This is a genomic window from Bradyrhizobium sp. B124 (assembly GCF_038967635.1).
Lineage (GTDB): Bacteria > Pseudomonadota > Alphaproteobacteria > Rhizobiales > Xanthobacteraceae > Bradyrhizobium.
On sequence record NZ_CP152413.1, the window covers coordinates 1,329,372 to 1,343,334 of the forward strand.

The following is a 13,963-nucleotide window of genomic DNA, read 5'->3' on the forward strand; positions in this document are numbered from 1 at the left end:
TCACTGAGAAGCAGACATCACTGCACGTGGGGCAATTGGATTTACAAGTACACGCGCTCGCCAGCCTTTCAGCGACCAGGACCAACGCTGAGGTGGCTCAGGTCGAGGCAAGCCAACGAAAAGGCGCGCCACGGTGCGAGCCACTGTGGTCGGCGACCCTGCGGTCGCCGCCGGCATGGGCCTCTCACTCAAAGGCACCGAGTACTTCGACCAGTCCTTCGACATTGACACGGTTGTCCACGACTTCGGCATGTCGGGTCACACCACCCACATCACGGCGCGCTCGGCCAAGGAGGGGCGATCAGCATCCTGATGGGCGCTCAGGAGGAGAAGTGAGAAAGTCAATCGCGACGAATCGTGCTGGAAACGAGGACCAGTCGAATCGGTCCAACTGCAGATAAAGTCACAGGGAAATCGGTTAACAAACCTGCTCACTGCCTGTTGATAAGGCAGAGGCTGCACGCGCCGTGCATTGCCGAAAGAAGCCCATCGAGTGTCCAATGGACCCAAGGTGCCGCTGCTGATTCGCGGTCGGGCACTGAAACGAAGGACGGCCCCGCTACCAACGGGAACCGCCCTTGCTCGAAACCGACCTCGGTTGCCCGGACATCGGCTCCTCCACAGAGCGACGATATGCAGACTCGTATGAAGGTGTCTATGGCGCCGAGGTCACATTCTCGGTGATAGCTACCAATGAGTGACTCGAAGAAACCTTTTGTGTTCAAGCCGAAGACCCGCGAGGAAATCAGCCTGAACGCCAACAAGATCAGTGTCTTGGCCCCGAAATCGGCCTCCAAGGAAATCACCCCGGCGCAGGGCATCCTGCACCTCGGGATCGAATTGAACGCCGATGTCAACGGCATCGGGATGGGCGTCCTCTCTGACGGCACCCCATACCTGAATCAGCGCGGGCTCGCTGCCCTCTGCGGGGTCCAGAACGCGCACATCGGCACCATCAGCAGCCAGTGGCAGGACGAGGACAAGCCGCGCATAAAGTCGATCAAGGCGATCTTGGCTAAGGCGGGCTTCAGCGCAGCCGCGGCCCACGTTGAGATCGTCCACGGTGGCCAGACCCAGTACTGCTACCCGGCCGAGATCTGTCTTGCGGTTCTGGAGTATTACGCTTTCGATGCCGGCGCGAATTGTCAGCCCGAAGCTCGTGACAATTATCGCCTGCTTGCAGGCTCTAAGCTGCGGGAACTGATCTACCGCCAGGTCGGCTATGACCCGGCGCATCTCAAGCGGTTCGACAAGTGGCACGAACGCGTCGCGCTCAACTACCAGTCCGCACCGAAGGGGTTTTTCCACGTCTTCAACGAGGCGCACACGGTCGTCTACGAGCTGATCATGGCTGGCGCGGATATCGGCGATAAGAATGTCGTCGACATCTCCATCGGGCAGCACTGGTCGAAGCACTGGACCGACAACAACTTGGAAGCCGTCTACGGTGCTCGCTCGAAGTACCCGCACTGCTATCCCGACAGCCACCCGCAGTCGAAGTCCAACCCGCAAGAGTCGTGGTGCTACCCGCTTGCGGCCCTTGGTGCGTATCGCGAATGGCTGCAGGACATCTACATCGAGGGCGGCAAGTTCAGCGCCTACCTCAAAGGCAAGGTCGCGAAGGGAGACCTGCTTCCGTCGGTGGCGCAGCTGGCAGTGACGGCCCTCGTGCCGCCGCAACTGCCCTCCTCCTGATTGACGCCCGACAGGCCGGCCGGCGCGCAATAGCGCCGCCGGCCCCATCGGCATGGCTGAACGGATGCACCAGACAGGTGCATGACAAGCCCGTCACGCTGAGGTAAACGACCGTCGGGTTCGCAGCCCGACTACCGCAAGGAGACCACCGTCATTCACCCGCAACCGGCCGGGTGCGCGTCGGCATGGTCTCATCCCGCCGGGCACGAGGAAGTCCAAAATGCGAACCAACACAGCCAAGCTCATCCAACTTATCGAACGAGCCGCAGCGCAGCGCGAGCGCGCCAGTAGGCTCGACGAATGGGCCATGCAACAGCACGACCCGGATGTCCGAAAGCGCACAGATGCCAGCGTGACGGCCATGTGCCACGAGGCCACCTCGATCGAGTTCAGCTGCGCAACCGCAGAGGTCGAGAGTGCCGAGGGACAAATGGTCCGCTGCCACTTCATCGGCGAGACCGGGTTCACCGCTGAGGAGCTGATCGAGATCGCCTGGGCGGCCGGCCATGACGCGGGCCGGTTGGGCCTGAGCCGCGCCCAGCCCGGGTGCTTTGCGAACTCGCTGGAGCGATCCGAGCCACCGCTGGAAGTCAAAAAGGCTCGTGGGTGAACTGCCCGGAGCCCACGCTTGCTCGCGGGCTCCGATTTCCACGCTCCGTTTACAATATTTTCTTACAACCTAAAGGAGAAAACTCGCCGAATTGTGCACCAGATCGGTGCAACGTTTGATTTGAGCTGCTTCTACGCCAGTGTTTTCGAGCACAATCTGCAGTAAATGCACCGAGACGGTGCAAAAACATTAGCATTTTCATGATCTTGCCAGAACTTCAGCCAGTGGGTAGGCACGTCCAGCAATCCATTCTACCGCGCTAGGTGATCCATGCATGGCATCGCGACCAGGAAAGCAGTTCTCTCGTTGCCGCAGGACGTCGATCGGCTTCTCGATCGCTGGGCTGCAGAGAACCAGTCGTCGCGAAGCAGCGAGCTGGTGAAGGCAGTACGTCTCCGCGCGGAGCAGGAGCGTAAGGCAGCGCCGGCGAGCTGATCATGTCGCATACACGGCACACCAAGAAGATCATCCAGCGGCACGTCGAAGCCTTGAAAGAGGCTGGGTTTGCCACGGTTGGGGTTCGACTTGATGGGACAGTGGTCGGCCTCGCAGTGAAGGATAACCCCGGTATCGAGCCCGACGCGACCTTGACGGACCGGCCGAAGCTCCGTGATGCTGCGGAGCTGCTGAGGTGACCACGACGCCTCCTCTCCTATTTGTCGTGCCCTCCGAGGACGACAGCGTGGGCCAGGATCGCATTCGCCACTTCGTGTATATCAACGCCCGCTGGCGTTGGCGCCCGACGAAGACCATGCGGAGCTATGGCTTCCAGCTGGTCAATATGGGTCGCGGCGGTCCCGGGTTGGATGCAAAAGGCAGGCCCGCGCCGAGTGTTGAGGACCAACAGCGAGCAATCGAACTCAATCGAGCATGGGATCATGTTCGTGCCGGACACATCATGCCGCCGGCCAAGACCACACTCCAAGTCTACGCCGAAGGATCCATCGGCTTCGCCTATCAGAAGGCGATGGAACATCGCAAAGCCGAACGGTTGGCAAAGGGTACCGTCTGGACCTCGCGACAGGAAAAACGCGACAGCTGGTCGCGATCATGGCGCTGGCTGTCCGCGCTCGCCGAGTGCGACCCCCGCACGGTCAAGGCTGAGCACTTCGTTCGCATTGATCCCACCTCCGGCAAAGCAATCGGCCTGATACCCAAAATCGAAGCCGAGGTGTCGGTCACCGAGCGTCACATGGTCATCAAGACATGGCGCGCTCTCTGGGTTCGGATGTCCGCTATGACGGTCGACGATCGGCAGTATTGCCGACGCGACGCCGATCCATCGAAGCAATTCTCGAACACGCCGCCAAAGCCCCGAGATCAAGTGTGGTATCGGCGCGAGGTCTATAAGTTGGTTCAGGTCGCGTGGCGCAATGGCTACTACGGCCTGGCCGCTCTGATTGCTGTCGCGTGGGATAGCCAGTTCTCGCCCGTCGACAATCGCAGCCTCACGCTTGCTCAATCCTGCAACGACGACACCGGCATTTACTTCGTCACTGATAGAGCCAAGACCGGGCGAGCAGCGGTCGCAACGCTGAGCCCGTGGTCCGAGGCCATCCTGCTCGCATACTTGCGCGGGTTCGGCGCTGATCTACTCGACAACGTGCCGCTGTTCTGGACGCGAGGCGGTCGACCAGTTAGCCGCCTGGGCGCGACGGGACGCTGGGGTGGTGATCACGGGGGCGGCCGCCACGTGGCCGCGCGCCCCTATTCCGAAAGCGCCCTGCAGCAGGATTTTCGGGAGCTACGCGAGCTCGCTTTCGGCAAGGACGAGAAGCGGCAATTGCAAGACATGCGACGCTCTGGCGCCGTCGAAGGCGATGCCGGCGGTGCCTCCGTCGAGGACCAAAGCAACAAGATGGCGAACACCATCGCGAGCAACAACCGGCTGCGCCGGACCTACAACCCGGTCAATGTTCCGAGTGCCCGTCGATACGATGGAGCCAGGATCAAAGGGGCAGCGGAACTGGAACGTAGGGCGACCAAAAGTGTCACAGCGACGCCCCTTGTGACACTGATTGCTGAGAGGAGGTCTGCTAAGCCATTGAAATGATGGCGCGAGAGACGGGACTCGAACCCGCGGCCTCCGCCGTGACAGGGCGGCGCTCTAACCAACTGAGCTACTCCCGCGGATGCCGATCATCGGATTGATCCGCGCAGGAACGAGGGCATAAAGGCCCGCATCCCGATAGTCAAGCACGTTGCGGAGCCCTGCATAGCGCGGGCATTTTCGTGCTGTGGGCGCGAGTTGTCGCCTGTTTTCAGGGGAAACGGCGTAGTCAGCAAAGCCCCGAATCAAATAAGGCCTGATAGGTCTGGGTTTCCTGTGGCCGGGCTCGGCGCTGCCCGTTCCCAGAACCGGCGGTTTCAGGACTTTTCCGGACGCATTTTCCCGACGCGAACGGCGCGCCATTCGCGTGAAAGCAGCAATCCAGCCATTCAGCAACGAAGAGGGCCACACATGGCGAAGAAAGCAGCGACCCCGGCGACGATCACGCTGAAGCATCTGGCGGCGGCCATCGCCGAGGAGCAGGAGCTGTCCAAGAAGCAGGCCGAGGCGATCCTGACCGACATGGTCACCCGGATCACCAAGCACCTCAAGAAGGGCGAGCGGATTCGTATCGTTGGCCTCGGCATCCTCCAGGTTCGCAAGCGCGCCGCCCGCATGGGCCGCAACCCGGCGACCGGCGAGCAGATCCACATCAAGGCAAGCAAGAAGGTCGCCTTCCGTGCCGCCAAGGAGCTGAAGGAAGCCGTCTAGGGTTCTTAACTTGCTTGATACCAAGCGCCATTCCGGCTCGCGACGCGGCCCCGGAGTGGCGCTTTTCTGTTGTAGAGTTGTCTCTCGATACGCTTTGCTTGCGCGAACCAACTTCGCCTGAGCGCCTTATTCCTGTTCTCCCACCCTTGCGCGGTCTTCATGCTGGCACCGGCTCTCGACTTCAAGCACACCGTCACCGAGCGCTTCCTGCGCTATGTCGTGATCGACACCCAGTCCGACCCGGATTCACTGACCACGCCTTCGACCGAGAAGCAGAAGAACCTCGGCCGCCTGCTGGTCGCCGAGCTGCAGGCGATCGGCATATCGGATGCGCATCTCGATCCACACGGATACGTCTATGCGACGATCCCGGCCAACACTGACAAGACGGTGCCGGTGATCTGCTTCTGCTCGCACATGGACACCTCACCCGACTGCACCGGCAAGAACGTCAAGCCGCAGGTCGTGAAGAATTATCGCGGCGGCGACATCGTGCTCCCGGCCGATTCCTCGCAGGTGATCCGCGCCGCCGAGCACGAAGCGCTGGCCGACCAGATCGGCAATGACATCATCACGACCGACGGCACCACCCTGCTCGGCGCCGACAACAAGGCCGGCCTCGCCGAGATCATGGACGCCGCGCATTTCCTGGTCACCAATCCGCAGGTGAAGCACGGCACCATCAAGATCCTGTTCACGCCGGACGAGGAGATCGGCCGCGGCGTCGACAAGGTCGACATCAAGAAGCTCGGGGCCGATTTCGGCTACACCATGGACGGCGAGACCGCGGGCCACATCGAGGACGAGACCTTCTCCGCCGACGGCGCCAGCATCATCATCGAAGGCGTCGCGACCCATCCGGGCTTTGCCAAGGGCAAGATGGAGCACGCGATCAAGATCGCGGCCGCCATCGTCGATCGCCTGCCGAAGGACACCTGTTCGCCCGAGACCACGGAAGGCAAGGAAGGCTTTCTGCATCCGGTCGCGATCTCGGGAGCGCTGGAGAATGCGCGGATCGACTTCATCGTCCGCGATTTCACTGAGCAAGGCCTGAAGCAGAAGGAAGCGCTACTCGAGAAGATCGTGCGGGACGTCATGAAGGGATACCCGCGCTCGACCTACCGCATGGAGGTCAAGCAGCAATACCGCAACATGAAAGAGGTGATCGATCGCCACCCGCAGATCGTCGCCTATGCGATCGAGGCGATCGAGCGCGCGGGGCTATCGCCGGTGAAGACCTCGATCCGTGGCGGCACGGATGGCTCGCGGCTTTCGTTCATGGGACTGCCCTGCCCGAATATCTTCGCCGGCGAGCACGCATTTCATTCGCGGCTCGAATGGGTGAGCCGCCAGGACATGGAGAAGGCCGTGCAGACCATCGTGCACCTGGCGATGATCTGGGAGCAGAAGGCCGGCGTTGTTGGCAGCTAGGTAAGACCGAGGAAGTGACCATGATGCGAAGCGCTCGCGCGACGAACCGAGCAATCCGCTGCTCCCGAGCTGCCGCGATCGCGCTATTGGCAACACCCGCCTTTGCCGCCGTTGCAGGGAACGCGCATGCGAATTCGGGTACGGCAGAACAACGAAAGGCTTGCCGGGCCGACGCCATGAAGTTCTGCCGTGAGTTCGTTCCGAGCGTCAGGCAGATCACCGCATGCATGGAACGGAACAAGCGCCACCTCAGCCCGGCGTGCCGCGCCCAATTCAAGTAGCTGCCGCCCTGGCTTCGCTATGACGCCCGCGCCGTCACGATCCAGATCGCGCCGGGCAGCAGCACGGCATCGCCCTTCGCGAACGGCGTCAACGCCTCGCGGATCGAGGTGACGGCGGCCGCCCTTAGGTCATCCGGCTGTCCTTCCAGTGCGCGGCTGGCGGGCCCGATCTCGAGCGCGCTCTGGACGGCGGCATCGATTCCGCGCCCGATCGCAACGTCGAACTCAAGCCGGCAGGGCTCCATCGCGATGCCGGAAAACCCCGCTTCGCCGAGGATCCGGTTCACGCGCGCTTCGGACGCGAATGAGAACGGACCGGGGTCTTCAGGACCAAGCTGCGGCAGCTTCGGCACGTGCTTGTAGACGGCCTGCAACGGCGCCATGAAGAACGGATTCTCGCGCGGCTCCTGCCAGCAGGCGAAGGCGAGCCGGCCCGATGGCTTCAGCGCCTTGTGCAGATTGGCGAACGACACCGCCGGATCGGCAAAGAACATCACGCCGAAGCGCGACGCCAGCAGATCGAAGCTTGCGGGATCGAACGGATAGACCGTGGCGTCGGCAAGCGCATAGGTGACCGGCGCATCCTTCGGCGTGCTTTGCCGTGCCCGCTCCAGCATCGGTCCGGAGACGTCGACGCCGAACACATGGCCTGATGGCCCCACGTTGGTCGCAAACCCATTCGTCGAGGCGCCGCTGCCGCAGCCGACATCGACGATGCGCTCGCCGGCCTTCGGCGCGGCGCGATCGATCAGGAGGTCGAGCACCGGCTGCAGCACGATATCCTGCGCGGCCTGCCTTGAGGCCCAGCGCTGACCGCCCGGCCCGTTCCAATATGCAATCTGATCGGCGTTTTGCGGATGGCCTGCGTTCATGCGATCCAAACCTGTTGAGAAGTTGCGCCGATCCTAGCAAGTCTCGCGCGTGGCCGCGCGCAACATCGGCGTGACCTGATAGGTGAATCCGGCATTGGCCTTGCTGACGGGATCGTTGGCGACGATCTCCTGCGGATCGGCATCGTCAGGAAGTTGCAGCACGCCCAGTCCCCAGACGCCGGCGGGATCGGCCACCGGCCCGAAGATCAGCGCCTTGCCGGCTTGCAGCAATTCGCCGCAATAGGCGACATGCGCCTGCATGATGGCGGCTTCCCGCGGCGTCATGTCCTGCGGAAAGGTCGGGCGCGGTCCGGTCAATTTGCAGACGTAATACTTCATCGACCTGGTGCGCTCTCTCGGATTATTTGGCGGCAGCGCTGGTAGGCTTGGCCTGCTTCGGCGCAGGGGTTGTTTTGGTGGCGTTCGCTTTGGGAGCGGCCTGCCCGTCATTGCTGCGCGCAATGCCCCACGGGTCGGTCGGCTTCTGGTCCGGCACACCGCTGAGCGCGCGCTGGTAGGCGCGCTGCTGCCGCGCCTCGTTGGCCAAATCCGAAGGCGACTTCTCGATCTCTTCGCGATAACGCTGAACATGGTCCTGCTGCGCCAATGCCGGTCCGGCAATCATGGTGAGTAGAAAAATCGCGGCGAGTTTGCGCATGCATCAAGTTCCCGGTTAGGCGCAGAGAATAGCATTGCAGCCGTGTCGGCATCAAACCTGAGCGGCAAGAATGATGATGAGGGCAGTCATACTTTTGTCCGCCTCGGAACGTAGCTCGCGGGGAACAGCAGCGATGGGATTTTGAACCAGTCCGCCTTCGCTCTTCGAGCTTCGGCGCGACAGCCTTCGCCCTGCGACACCGAACAAGTGGATGAATTCATCCACAAAGGCTGGCTTGCCCAGCCGTAGCCCGCAGGGCGAAGGCTGGTAGGCGGCGAGAGATTCGAACTCCCGACCCTCTCGGTGTAAACGAGATGCTCTAACCAGCTGAGCTAGCCGCCCTTACCTGCGCGCCTCTTTAGCCTCGCCCGCCCCTCGGGCGCAAGGTCACCAGGGCAGCGAGGGCTCAATCGTTGCGCCTCAATCCATCGGCCGCGCCGGCAATCCCTTGAGATCATTGATCCAGGGCGCGGCGGAGCGGCACCAGACCTGGCGTCGCGGGGTCAATTCGCCGCGCTGGCGAATGCTGCCCCAGCGGATACCCCAATCGTCGGGACCGCCGTCCTCTCCGCTCGTGAGCAAGGGGGAACCACAGTCGCCGCAAAAGTGCTGGAAGCGGATCCGGCCGTTATCGCCCCGCTTGCCGTAAATCTTCGGTGCACCTGCGGTCAGCCGGACCTGCTCGGCGGCGCAGATCACCGTGACGCGATAGGGCGAGCCGGTCAGCGCCTGGCAGTCCGTGCAATGGCAGATCGACACCCGTTCGGGATCGATCTCCGCCTGATAGGTCACGACCCCGCAGTGGCATTGCCCGTCGATCTGCATCTGCGTTCTCCCATTCAGCATTGTCCAATAAGGCCGTCCCCGAACTGGCGTTCCCTGCGCGATGCTGGCCGGTTCGGGTCCGCACGCTGCCAACCGGTGCCCGATGGAGCAACGCCGGTATCCCAAAACGGGATTGTTTGGGATACCAATTCGGGATACGTCGACAGGGCCCCAAAACTCTACTCCCACGCCGGCAGACAGCGATGTCGCAGATGCTTCAGATCCACGACCAGCTCCGGGAGATGATCCTCTCTCTCGACCTCGGCCCCGGCGAGCGGCTGACGGAGCGCTGGCTCGAGAGCCGGTTCGAGGGATCGCGCACGCCGATCCGCGCCGCGCTGGTGCGGCTCGAAGGCGAAGAGCTGGTCCGCCGCGACGGCCGCAACTGGATCGTCGCACCGATCGACCTCGGAGAGCTGGAGGCGCTGGCGGAGTTCAGGATCCCACTGGAGACGACGGCCGTCCGCCTCGCCTGCGCGCGGGCGAGCGCGGCCGACATCACCGGCGTCGAAGCGATGCTGGATGCCTGCCAGTCCGGCGCGCCGCGCGAGGAATGGCACCGTGTCGGCACCGATTTCCATGTCGAGATCGCACGCCTGTCCGGCAATCCCTTCATCGTCAAGGCGATCGCCGGCGCCATGACCCGGCTGTCGCGCGCGCGCTGGCTCGAAGTCTGGACCGAACCCTCGCGCGAGCAGGCCTGGCGCGAGCACCGACGTATTCTCGGCTTCATCAAGGCCAACGATCCGGAAGCCGCCGCGCGCGAGGCCGCCGACCACATCACCGACACCCGCGATCGGCTGCTGCGTTCGCTGAACGAGGATCGTCGCGGCCTGCGGGCGCGCGGCTTCGCCGTCATCGGGCTGCGCTGACATGAACATGGAAATCGATCGCGAAGCGGCGCTCGACGCCGGACCCTGGAAGCGCAACCTCATCGTCTGCGTGTTCGGCTCCTTCACCACTATCGTGGGGATGACGCTGCTGCTGCCGTTCCTGCCGCTTTATGTCGAGCAGCTCGGTGTCACGGACCATGCCGCCATCGTGCAGTGGTCGGGCATCGCCTATGGAGCGACCTTCTTCACCGCCGCGCTGACCGCGCCGCTGTGGGGACGGCTCGCCGACCGCTATGGCCGCAAGCTGATGCTGATCCGCGCCAGCCTCGGCATGGCGGTTGCCATGTCGCTGATCGGCATGGCGCACAACGTCTATGAGCTGGTCGGTTTGCGGCTGTTGACCGGCCTGCTCGGCGGCTACGCCTCGGGCTCGACCGTGCTGGTCGCGGCGCAGACGCCGAAGGCGCGGTCCGGCTGGGCAATCGGCGTGCTGTCGGCCGGCATCATGGCCGGCAGCCTGGTCGGTCCCTTGATCGGCGGCGTCCTGCCCGGCCTGATCGGCATCCGCGCGACCTTCTTCCTGATCGGCGGGGTCATCTTCTTCACTTTCCTCGGCACGACCTTCCTGATCCGCGAGGAGGCGCGTCCGAAGACGGCGAATGGCGGCAAGTCGCGTGGCGGCTGGTCACTGGTTCCAGACAAGCGACCTGTCATCGCGATGTGGGGCACCGGCCTGCTCCTGATGATCGCCAACATGTCGATCGAGCCGATCATCACGGTCTATGTCGCGCAACTGGTCGAGACACCGCAGGTGACGTTCGTGGCCGGCCTCGTGATGTCGGCGGCCGCCTTCGGCAGCCTGCTGTCGTCGTCGCATCTCGGCAAGCTGGCCGATCGCGTCGGCCATTGGCGGATCATCACCATCTGCCTGGCCGCCTCGGCGCTGCTGCTGATCCCGCAGGCCTTCGTGGTCAGCGGCTGGCAGCTGATCCTGCTCCGCTTCCTGATGGGGCTCGCGCTCGGCGGCCTGTTGCCCTGCATCGCAAGCGTGATCCGGCACAACGTGCCTGACACGGTCACCGGCAGCATGCTGGGCTATTCGATTTCGGCCCAATATGCCGGCCAGGTGATCGGCCCGCTCGCCGGCGGATTCATCGGCGGCCATATCGGCATGCGCGCGGTGTTCCTCGGCACCAGCGTGCTGATGGCACTCGGGGCGATCGGCAATTTCATCGTCGAGAAGAAAGAGTAGTCGCCTGCTCGGCTCCGCGTGATGACCAAAACAAAAACGGCGCCCGAAGGCGCCGTTTCAGTATCTCGATTGGAGCTCGCTTCAGTGCGCCGTCAGGCCACCGGACGCTTCATCCGAAGCGTCGGGCTTGACGTCGACCTTGCTGGTCTCCTCTTCCCAGACGATCGGCACAGGCACGCGGGTCAGCGCCTTGGCAACGACCTCATCCAGCCGCGAGACCGGAATGATCTCCATGCCGCCCTTGATCGCATCGGAAATCTCCGTGAGATCCTTGGCGTTGTCCTCGGGGATCAGCACCGTCTTGATGCCGCCGCGCGCGGCAGCCAAGAGCTTCTCCTTCAGACCGCCGATCGGCAGCACGCGGCCGCGCAGCGTGATCTCGCCGGTCATCGCGACATCATGGCGGACCGGAATGCCGGTCATGACCGAGATGATCGCGGTGGCCATCGCCACGCCGGCCGACGGACCGTCCTTCGGCGTTGCGCCCTCCGGCACGTGAACGTGGATGTCGCGGCGGTCGAACATCGGCGGTTCGATGCCGTAGACGATCGCGCGCGAGCGGACGTAGGACGCCGCCGCCGAGATCGACTCCTTCATCACGTCGCGCAGATTGCCCGTGACGGTCATCTTGCCCTTGCCGGGCATCATGACGCCTTCGATGGTGAGCAGCTCGCCGCCGACATCGGTCCACGCCAGACCGGTGACGATACCGACCTGATCCTCGTCGTCGATCTCGCCGAAGCGATACTTCGGAACGCCGAGGAACTCTTCGATATTCGCCTCGGTGACCTTCACCGACTTCTTCTTGGAGATCATCAGCTCCTTCACCGCCTTGCGGGCGAGTGTGGAGAGCTCACGCTCCAGATTACGCACGCCCGCTTCACGGGTGTAGCGGCGGATCATCAAGAGCAAAGCCGCGTCGTCGATCGACCATTCCTTGGAGTCCAGACCGTGCTTGGAGAGCGCGCTCGGGATCAGATGCTTGCGCGCGATCTCGACCTTCTCGTTCTCCGTGTAGCCGGCGATCCGGATGATCTCCATGCGGTCCATCAGCGGCCCCGGAATATTCAGCGTATTCGCGGTCGTGATGAACATCACGTTGGACAGGTCGTAATCGACCTCCAGGTAATGGTCGTTGAAGGTCGAGTTCTGCTCGGGGTCCAGGACCTCAAGCAGCGCCGACGACGGATCGCCGCGGAAATCGGCGCCCATCTTGTCGATCTCGTCCAGCAGGAACAGCGGGTTCGAGGTCTTCGCCTTGCGCATCGACTGGATGATCTTGCCGGGCATCGAGCCGATATAGGTGCGGCGGTGACCGCGGATCTCGGCCTCATCACGCACGCCGCCGAGCGACACGCGCACGAACTCGCGGCCGGTCGCCTTCGCGATCGACTTGCCGAGCGAGGTCTTGCCGACGCCGGGAGGCCCGACCAGGCACAGGATCGGTCCGGTCAGCTTGTTGGCGCGTGACTGCACCGCGAGATACTCGACGATACGGTCCTTGACCTTCTCGAGCCCGTAGTGATCGGAGTCCAGCACCGCCTGCGCGGCCTCGAGGTCCTTCTTGACCTTGGACTTCTTGCCCCACGGGATCGACAGCAGCCAATCCAGGTAGTTGCGCACGACGGTCGCTTCCGCGGACATCGGCGACATCTGGCGGAGCTTCTTCAGCTCGTGCTGGGCCTTCTCGCGAGCTTCCTTGGACAGCTTGGTCTTGGAGATCTTCTCCTCCAGATCGGCCAGCTCGTCGCGACCTTCGTCGTCGCCGAGTTCCTTCTGGATCGCCTTCATCTGCTCGTTCAGGTAATACTCGCGCTGGGTCTTCTCCATCTGGCGCTTAACGCGCGAGCGGATGCGCTTCTCGACCTGCAACACCGAGATCTCGCTCTCCATCAGGCCGAGCACCTTCTCCAGGCGCTGGGTGACGGACAACGTCTCCAGGATCGCTTGCCGATCGGCAATCTTGACCGCGAGATGCGAGGCAACGGTGTCGCCGAGCTTGGCGAAATCGGTGATCGCCTGAACCACGCCGACGACTTCGGCGGAGATCTTCTTGTTCAGCTTCACATAGCTTTCGAAGTCGGACACGACCGAACGCGCCAAGGCCTCGGCTTCGACCGAGTTGGCGTCAGTGTCGGCGAGCGCGACCGCGGTCGCCTCGTAGTACTCGCTGCGGTCGGAATACTTTTCGACACGCGCGCGCTCGAGGCCCTCGACCAGCACCTTGACGGTGCCGTCGGGCAGTTTCAGGAGCTGCAGCACGCTGGCGAGCGTACCGGTCTCGTAAATTGAATCGGGTGCCGGATCGTCATCGGACGCGTTCTTCTGCGTCGCGAGCATGATCAGCGCGTCGTTCTTCATCACCTCTTCGAGCGCGCGGATCGATTTCTCGCGGCCGACGAAGAGCGGCACGATCATGTGCGGGAAGACGACGATGTCGCGGAGCGGCAGCACCGGATAGGAATGGCTTTCGCCGTGGACGATCGTTGGCCGGGGTTTTGAAGTCGTCATGGCCTTATCCTTTTGTTTTGCCCCCTTGCACGCAGTCCGCCTGCTTGCGCAACCGCCACAAGGTGCCTTGGTGATCCGGAATTAGATTGCCGTCAGCAGCCGCATATTCCGCATCGTAAAGCGACGAATCTCAACGCATGAGATCCCTCACCGATAGCATTAGGTGGCTATCAGGCGGGGGGGTGTCAAGTCTGAGAAGTGCCGGGAAATATAGGCTAAACAGGCATTTACTGC

Annotated in this window: 14 protein-coding genes and 2 tRNA genes; 9 read left to right on the plus strand and 7 right to left on the minus strand. The window is 63.0% G+C overall.

What is annotated here, in order from left to right; translation table 11 throughout:
* The first annotated feature begins 133 nt into the window (after positions 1 to 133).
* From AAFG13_RS06125 to AAFG13_RS06145, 5 genes are all read left to right on the plus strand, one after another.
* Positions 134 to 313, plus strand: a complete 180-nt coding sequence (locus AAFG13_RS06125; protein ID WP_342711445.1) for a hypothetical protein — start codon at positions 134 to 136, stop codon at positions 311 to 313.
* Between the two features lie 380 nt (positions 314 to 693).
* Positions 694 to 1,695: a hypothetical protein gene (locus AAFG13_RS06130; protein ID WP_342711446.1), complete on the plus strand. Its 1,002-nt coding sequence runs from the start codon at positions 694 to 696 to the stop codon at positions 1,693 to 1,695.
* 220 nt (positions 1,696 to 1,915) lie between these two features.
* On the plus strand, positions 1,916 to 2,305 hold the full coding sequence (locus AAFG13_RS06135) for a hypothetical protein (RefSeq protein WP_342711447.1): 390 nt from the start codon (positions 1,916 to 1,918) through the stop codon (positions 2,303 to 2,305).
* Between the two features lie 437 nt (positions 2,306 to 2,742).
* Positions 2,743 to 2,940: a hypothetical protein gene (locus tag AAFG13_RS06140; RefSeq protein ID WP_342711448.1), complete on the plus strand. Its 198-nt coding sequence runs from the start codon at positions 2,743 to 2,745 to the stop codon at positions 2,938 to 2,940.
* Positions 2,937 to 4,358, plus strand: coding sequence for a hypothetical protein (locus tag AAFG13_RS06145; RefSeq protein ID WP_342711450.1), 1,422 nt, complete (start codon positions 2,937 to 2,939; stop codon positions 4,356 to 4,358). The genes AAFG13_RS06140 and AAFG13_RS06145 overlap by 4 nt, the downstream gene beginning before the upstream one ends.
* On the opposite strand, the gene AAFG13_RS06150 is transcribed toward AAFG13_RS06145, so the two are convergent.
* Positions 4,359 to 4,435, minus strand: a tRNA-Asp gene (locus AAFG13_RS06150). It lies immediately after the preceding gene.
* Positions 4,436 to 4,766: 331 nt separating this feature from the next.
* Here AAFG13_RS06150 and AAFG13_RS06155 point away from each other — a divergent pair.
* Both AAFG13_RS06155 and pepT read left to right on the plus strand, forming a co-directional pair.
* Complete coding sequence (locus AAFG13_RS06155; protein ID WP_016847738.1) at positions 4,767 to 5,066, plus strand: HU family DNA-binding protein; 300 nt, start codon at positions 4,767 to 4,769, stop codon at positions 5,064 to 5,066.
* A 159-nt stretch (positions 5,067 to 5,225) separates the two neighbouring features.
* Entirely contained in the window at positions 5,226 to 6,497 is a 1,272-nt protein-coding gene (gene pepT / locus AAFG13_RS06160; RefSeq protein ID WP_342711451.1) for a peptidase T, read from the plus strand.
* A gap of 298 nt (positions 6,498 to 6,795) precedes the next feature.
* On the opposite strand, the gene AAFG13_RS06165 is transcribed toward pepT, so the two are convergent.
* From AAFG13_RS06165 to AAFG13_RS06185, 5 genes are all read right to left on the minus strand, one after another.
* Positions 6,796 to 7,650 carry a methyltransferase domain-containing protein gene (locus tag AAFG13_RS06165; RefSeq protein ID WP_342711452.1) on the minus strand — a complete coding sequence of 285 codons (855 nt, stop codon included), beginning with the start codon at positions 7,648 to 7,650 and terminating at the stop codon, positions 6,796 to 6,798.
* A 33-nt stretch (positions 7,651 to 7,683) separates the two neighbouring features.
* The gene (locus AAFG13_RS06170; RefSeq protein ID WP_342711453.1) at positions 7,684 to 7,989 is read right to left on the minus strand and encodes a YciI family protein; all 306 of its coding nucleotides are present in this window, start codon (positions 7,987 to 7,989) and stop codon (positions 7,684 to 7,686) included.
* A 22-nt stretch (positions 7,990 to 8,011) separates the two neighbouring features.
* On the minus strand, positions 8,012 to 8,308 hold the full coding sequence (locus AAFG13_RS06175; protein WP_212314893.1) for a hypothetical protein: 297 nt from the start codon (positions 8,306 to 8,308) through the stop codon (positions 8,012 to 8,014).
* A gap of 265 nt (positions 8,309 to 8,573) precedes the next feature.
* A tRNA-Val gene (locus AAFG13_RS06180) sits at positions 8,574 to 8,650 on the minus strand.
* A 78-nt stretch (positions 8,651 to 8,728) separates the two neighbouring features.
* Positions 8,729 to 9,133 carry a GFA family protein gene (locus AAFG13_RS06185; protein WP_342711454.1) on the minus strand — a complete coding sequence of 135 codons (405 nt, stop codon included), beginning with the start codon at positions 9,131 to 9,133 and terminating at the stop codon, positions 8,729 to 8,731.
* 203 nt (positions 9,134 to 9,336) lie between these two features.
* On the opposite strand from AAFG13_RS06185, the gene AAFG13_RS06190 reads away from it, so the two are divergent.
* Both AAFG13_RS06190 and AAFG13_RS06195 read left to right on the plus strand, forming a co-directional pair.
* A complete protein-coding gene (locus tag AAFG13_RS06190; protein WP_342711455.1) occupies positions 9,337 to 10,005 on the plus strand; it encodes a GntR family transcriptional regulator in 669 nt (222 codons plus the stop codon).
* A gap of 1 nt (position 10,006) precedes the next feature.
* Positions 10,007 to 11,218: an MFS transporter gene (locus tag AAFG13_RS06195; protein ID WP_342711456.1), complete on the plus strand. Its 1,212-nt coding sequence runs from the start codon at positions 10,007 to 10,009 to the stop codon at positions 11,216 to 11,218.
* 81 nt (positions 11,219 to 11,299) lie between these two features.
* Here AAFG13_RS06195 and lon read toward each other — a convergent pair whose 3' ends face one another.
* The gene (gene lon / locus AAFG13_RS06200; protein WP_176530994.1) at positions 11,300 to 13,729 is read right to left on the minus strand and encodes an endopeptidase La; all 2,430 of its coding nucleotides are present in this window, start codon (positions 13,727 to 13,729) and stop codon (positions 11,300 to 11,302) included.
* Between the last annotated feature and the right edge of the window lie 234 nt (positions 13,730 to 13,963).

Excerpts from the sequence above, each read along its gene's own strand:
- pepT (WP_342711451.1), top strand. The coding sequence starts at position 5,226 with ATGCTGGCACCGGCTCTCGACTTCAAGCACACCGTCACCGAGCGCTTC.
- AAFG13_RS06130 (WP_342711446.1), top strand. The coding sequence starts at position 694 with ATGAGTGACTCGAAGAAACCTTTTGTGTTCAAGCCGAAGACCCGCGAG.
- AAFG13_RS06195 (WP_342711456.1), top strand. The coding sequence starts at position 10,007 with ATGAACATGGAAATCGATCGCGAAGCGGCGCTCGACGCCGGACCCTGG.
- AAFG13_RS06170 (WP_342711453.1), bottom strand. The coding sequence starts at position 7,989 with ATGAAGTATTACGTCTGCAAATTGACCGGACCGCGCCCGACCTTTCCG.
- AAFG13_RS06155 (WP_016847738.1), top strand. The coding sequence starts at position 4,767 with ATGGCGAAGAAAGCAGCGACCCCGGCGACGATCACGCTGAAGCATCTG.
- AAFG13_RS06135 (WP_342711447.1), top strand. The coding sequence starts at position 1,916 with ATGCGAACCAACACAGCCAAGCTCATCCAACTTATCGAACGAGCCGCA.
- AAFG13_RS06185 (WP_342711454.1), bottom strand. The coding sequence starts at position 9,133 with ATGCAGATCGACGGGCAATGCCACTGCGGGGTCGTGACCTATCAGGCG.
- AAFG13_RS06140 (WP_342711448.1), top strand. The coding sequence starts at position 2,743 with ATGTCGCATACACGGCACACCAAGAAGATCATCCAGCGGCACGTCGAA.
- AAFG13_RS06165 (WP_342711452.1), bottom strand. The coding sequence starts at position 7,650 with ATGAACGCAGGCCATCCGCAAAACGCCGATCAGATTGCATATTGGAAC.
- lon (WP_176530994.1), bottom strand. The coding sequence starts at position 13,729 with ATGACGACTTCAAAACCCCGGCCAACGATCGTCCACGGCGAAAGCCAT.
- AAFG13_RS06190 (WP_342711455.1), top strand. The coding sequence starts at position 9,337 with ATGTCGCAGATGCTTCAGATCCACGACCAGCTCCGGGAGATGATCCTC.
- AAFG13_RS06175 (WP_212314893.1), bottom strand. The coding sequence starts at position 8,308 with ATGCGCAAACTCGCCGCGATTTTTCTACTCACCATGATTGCCGGACCG.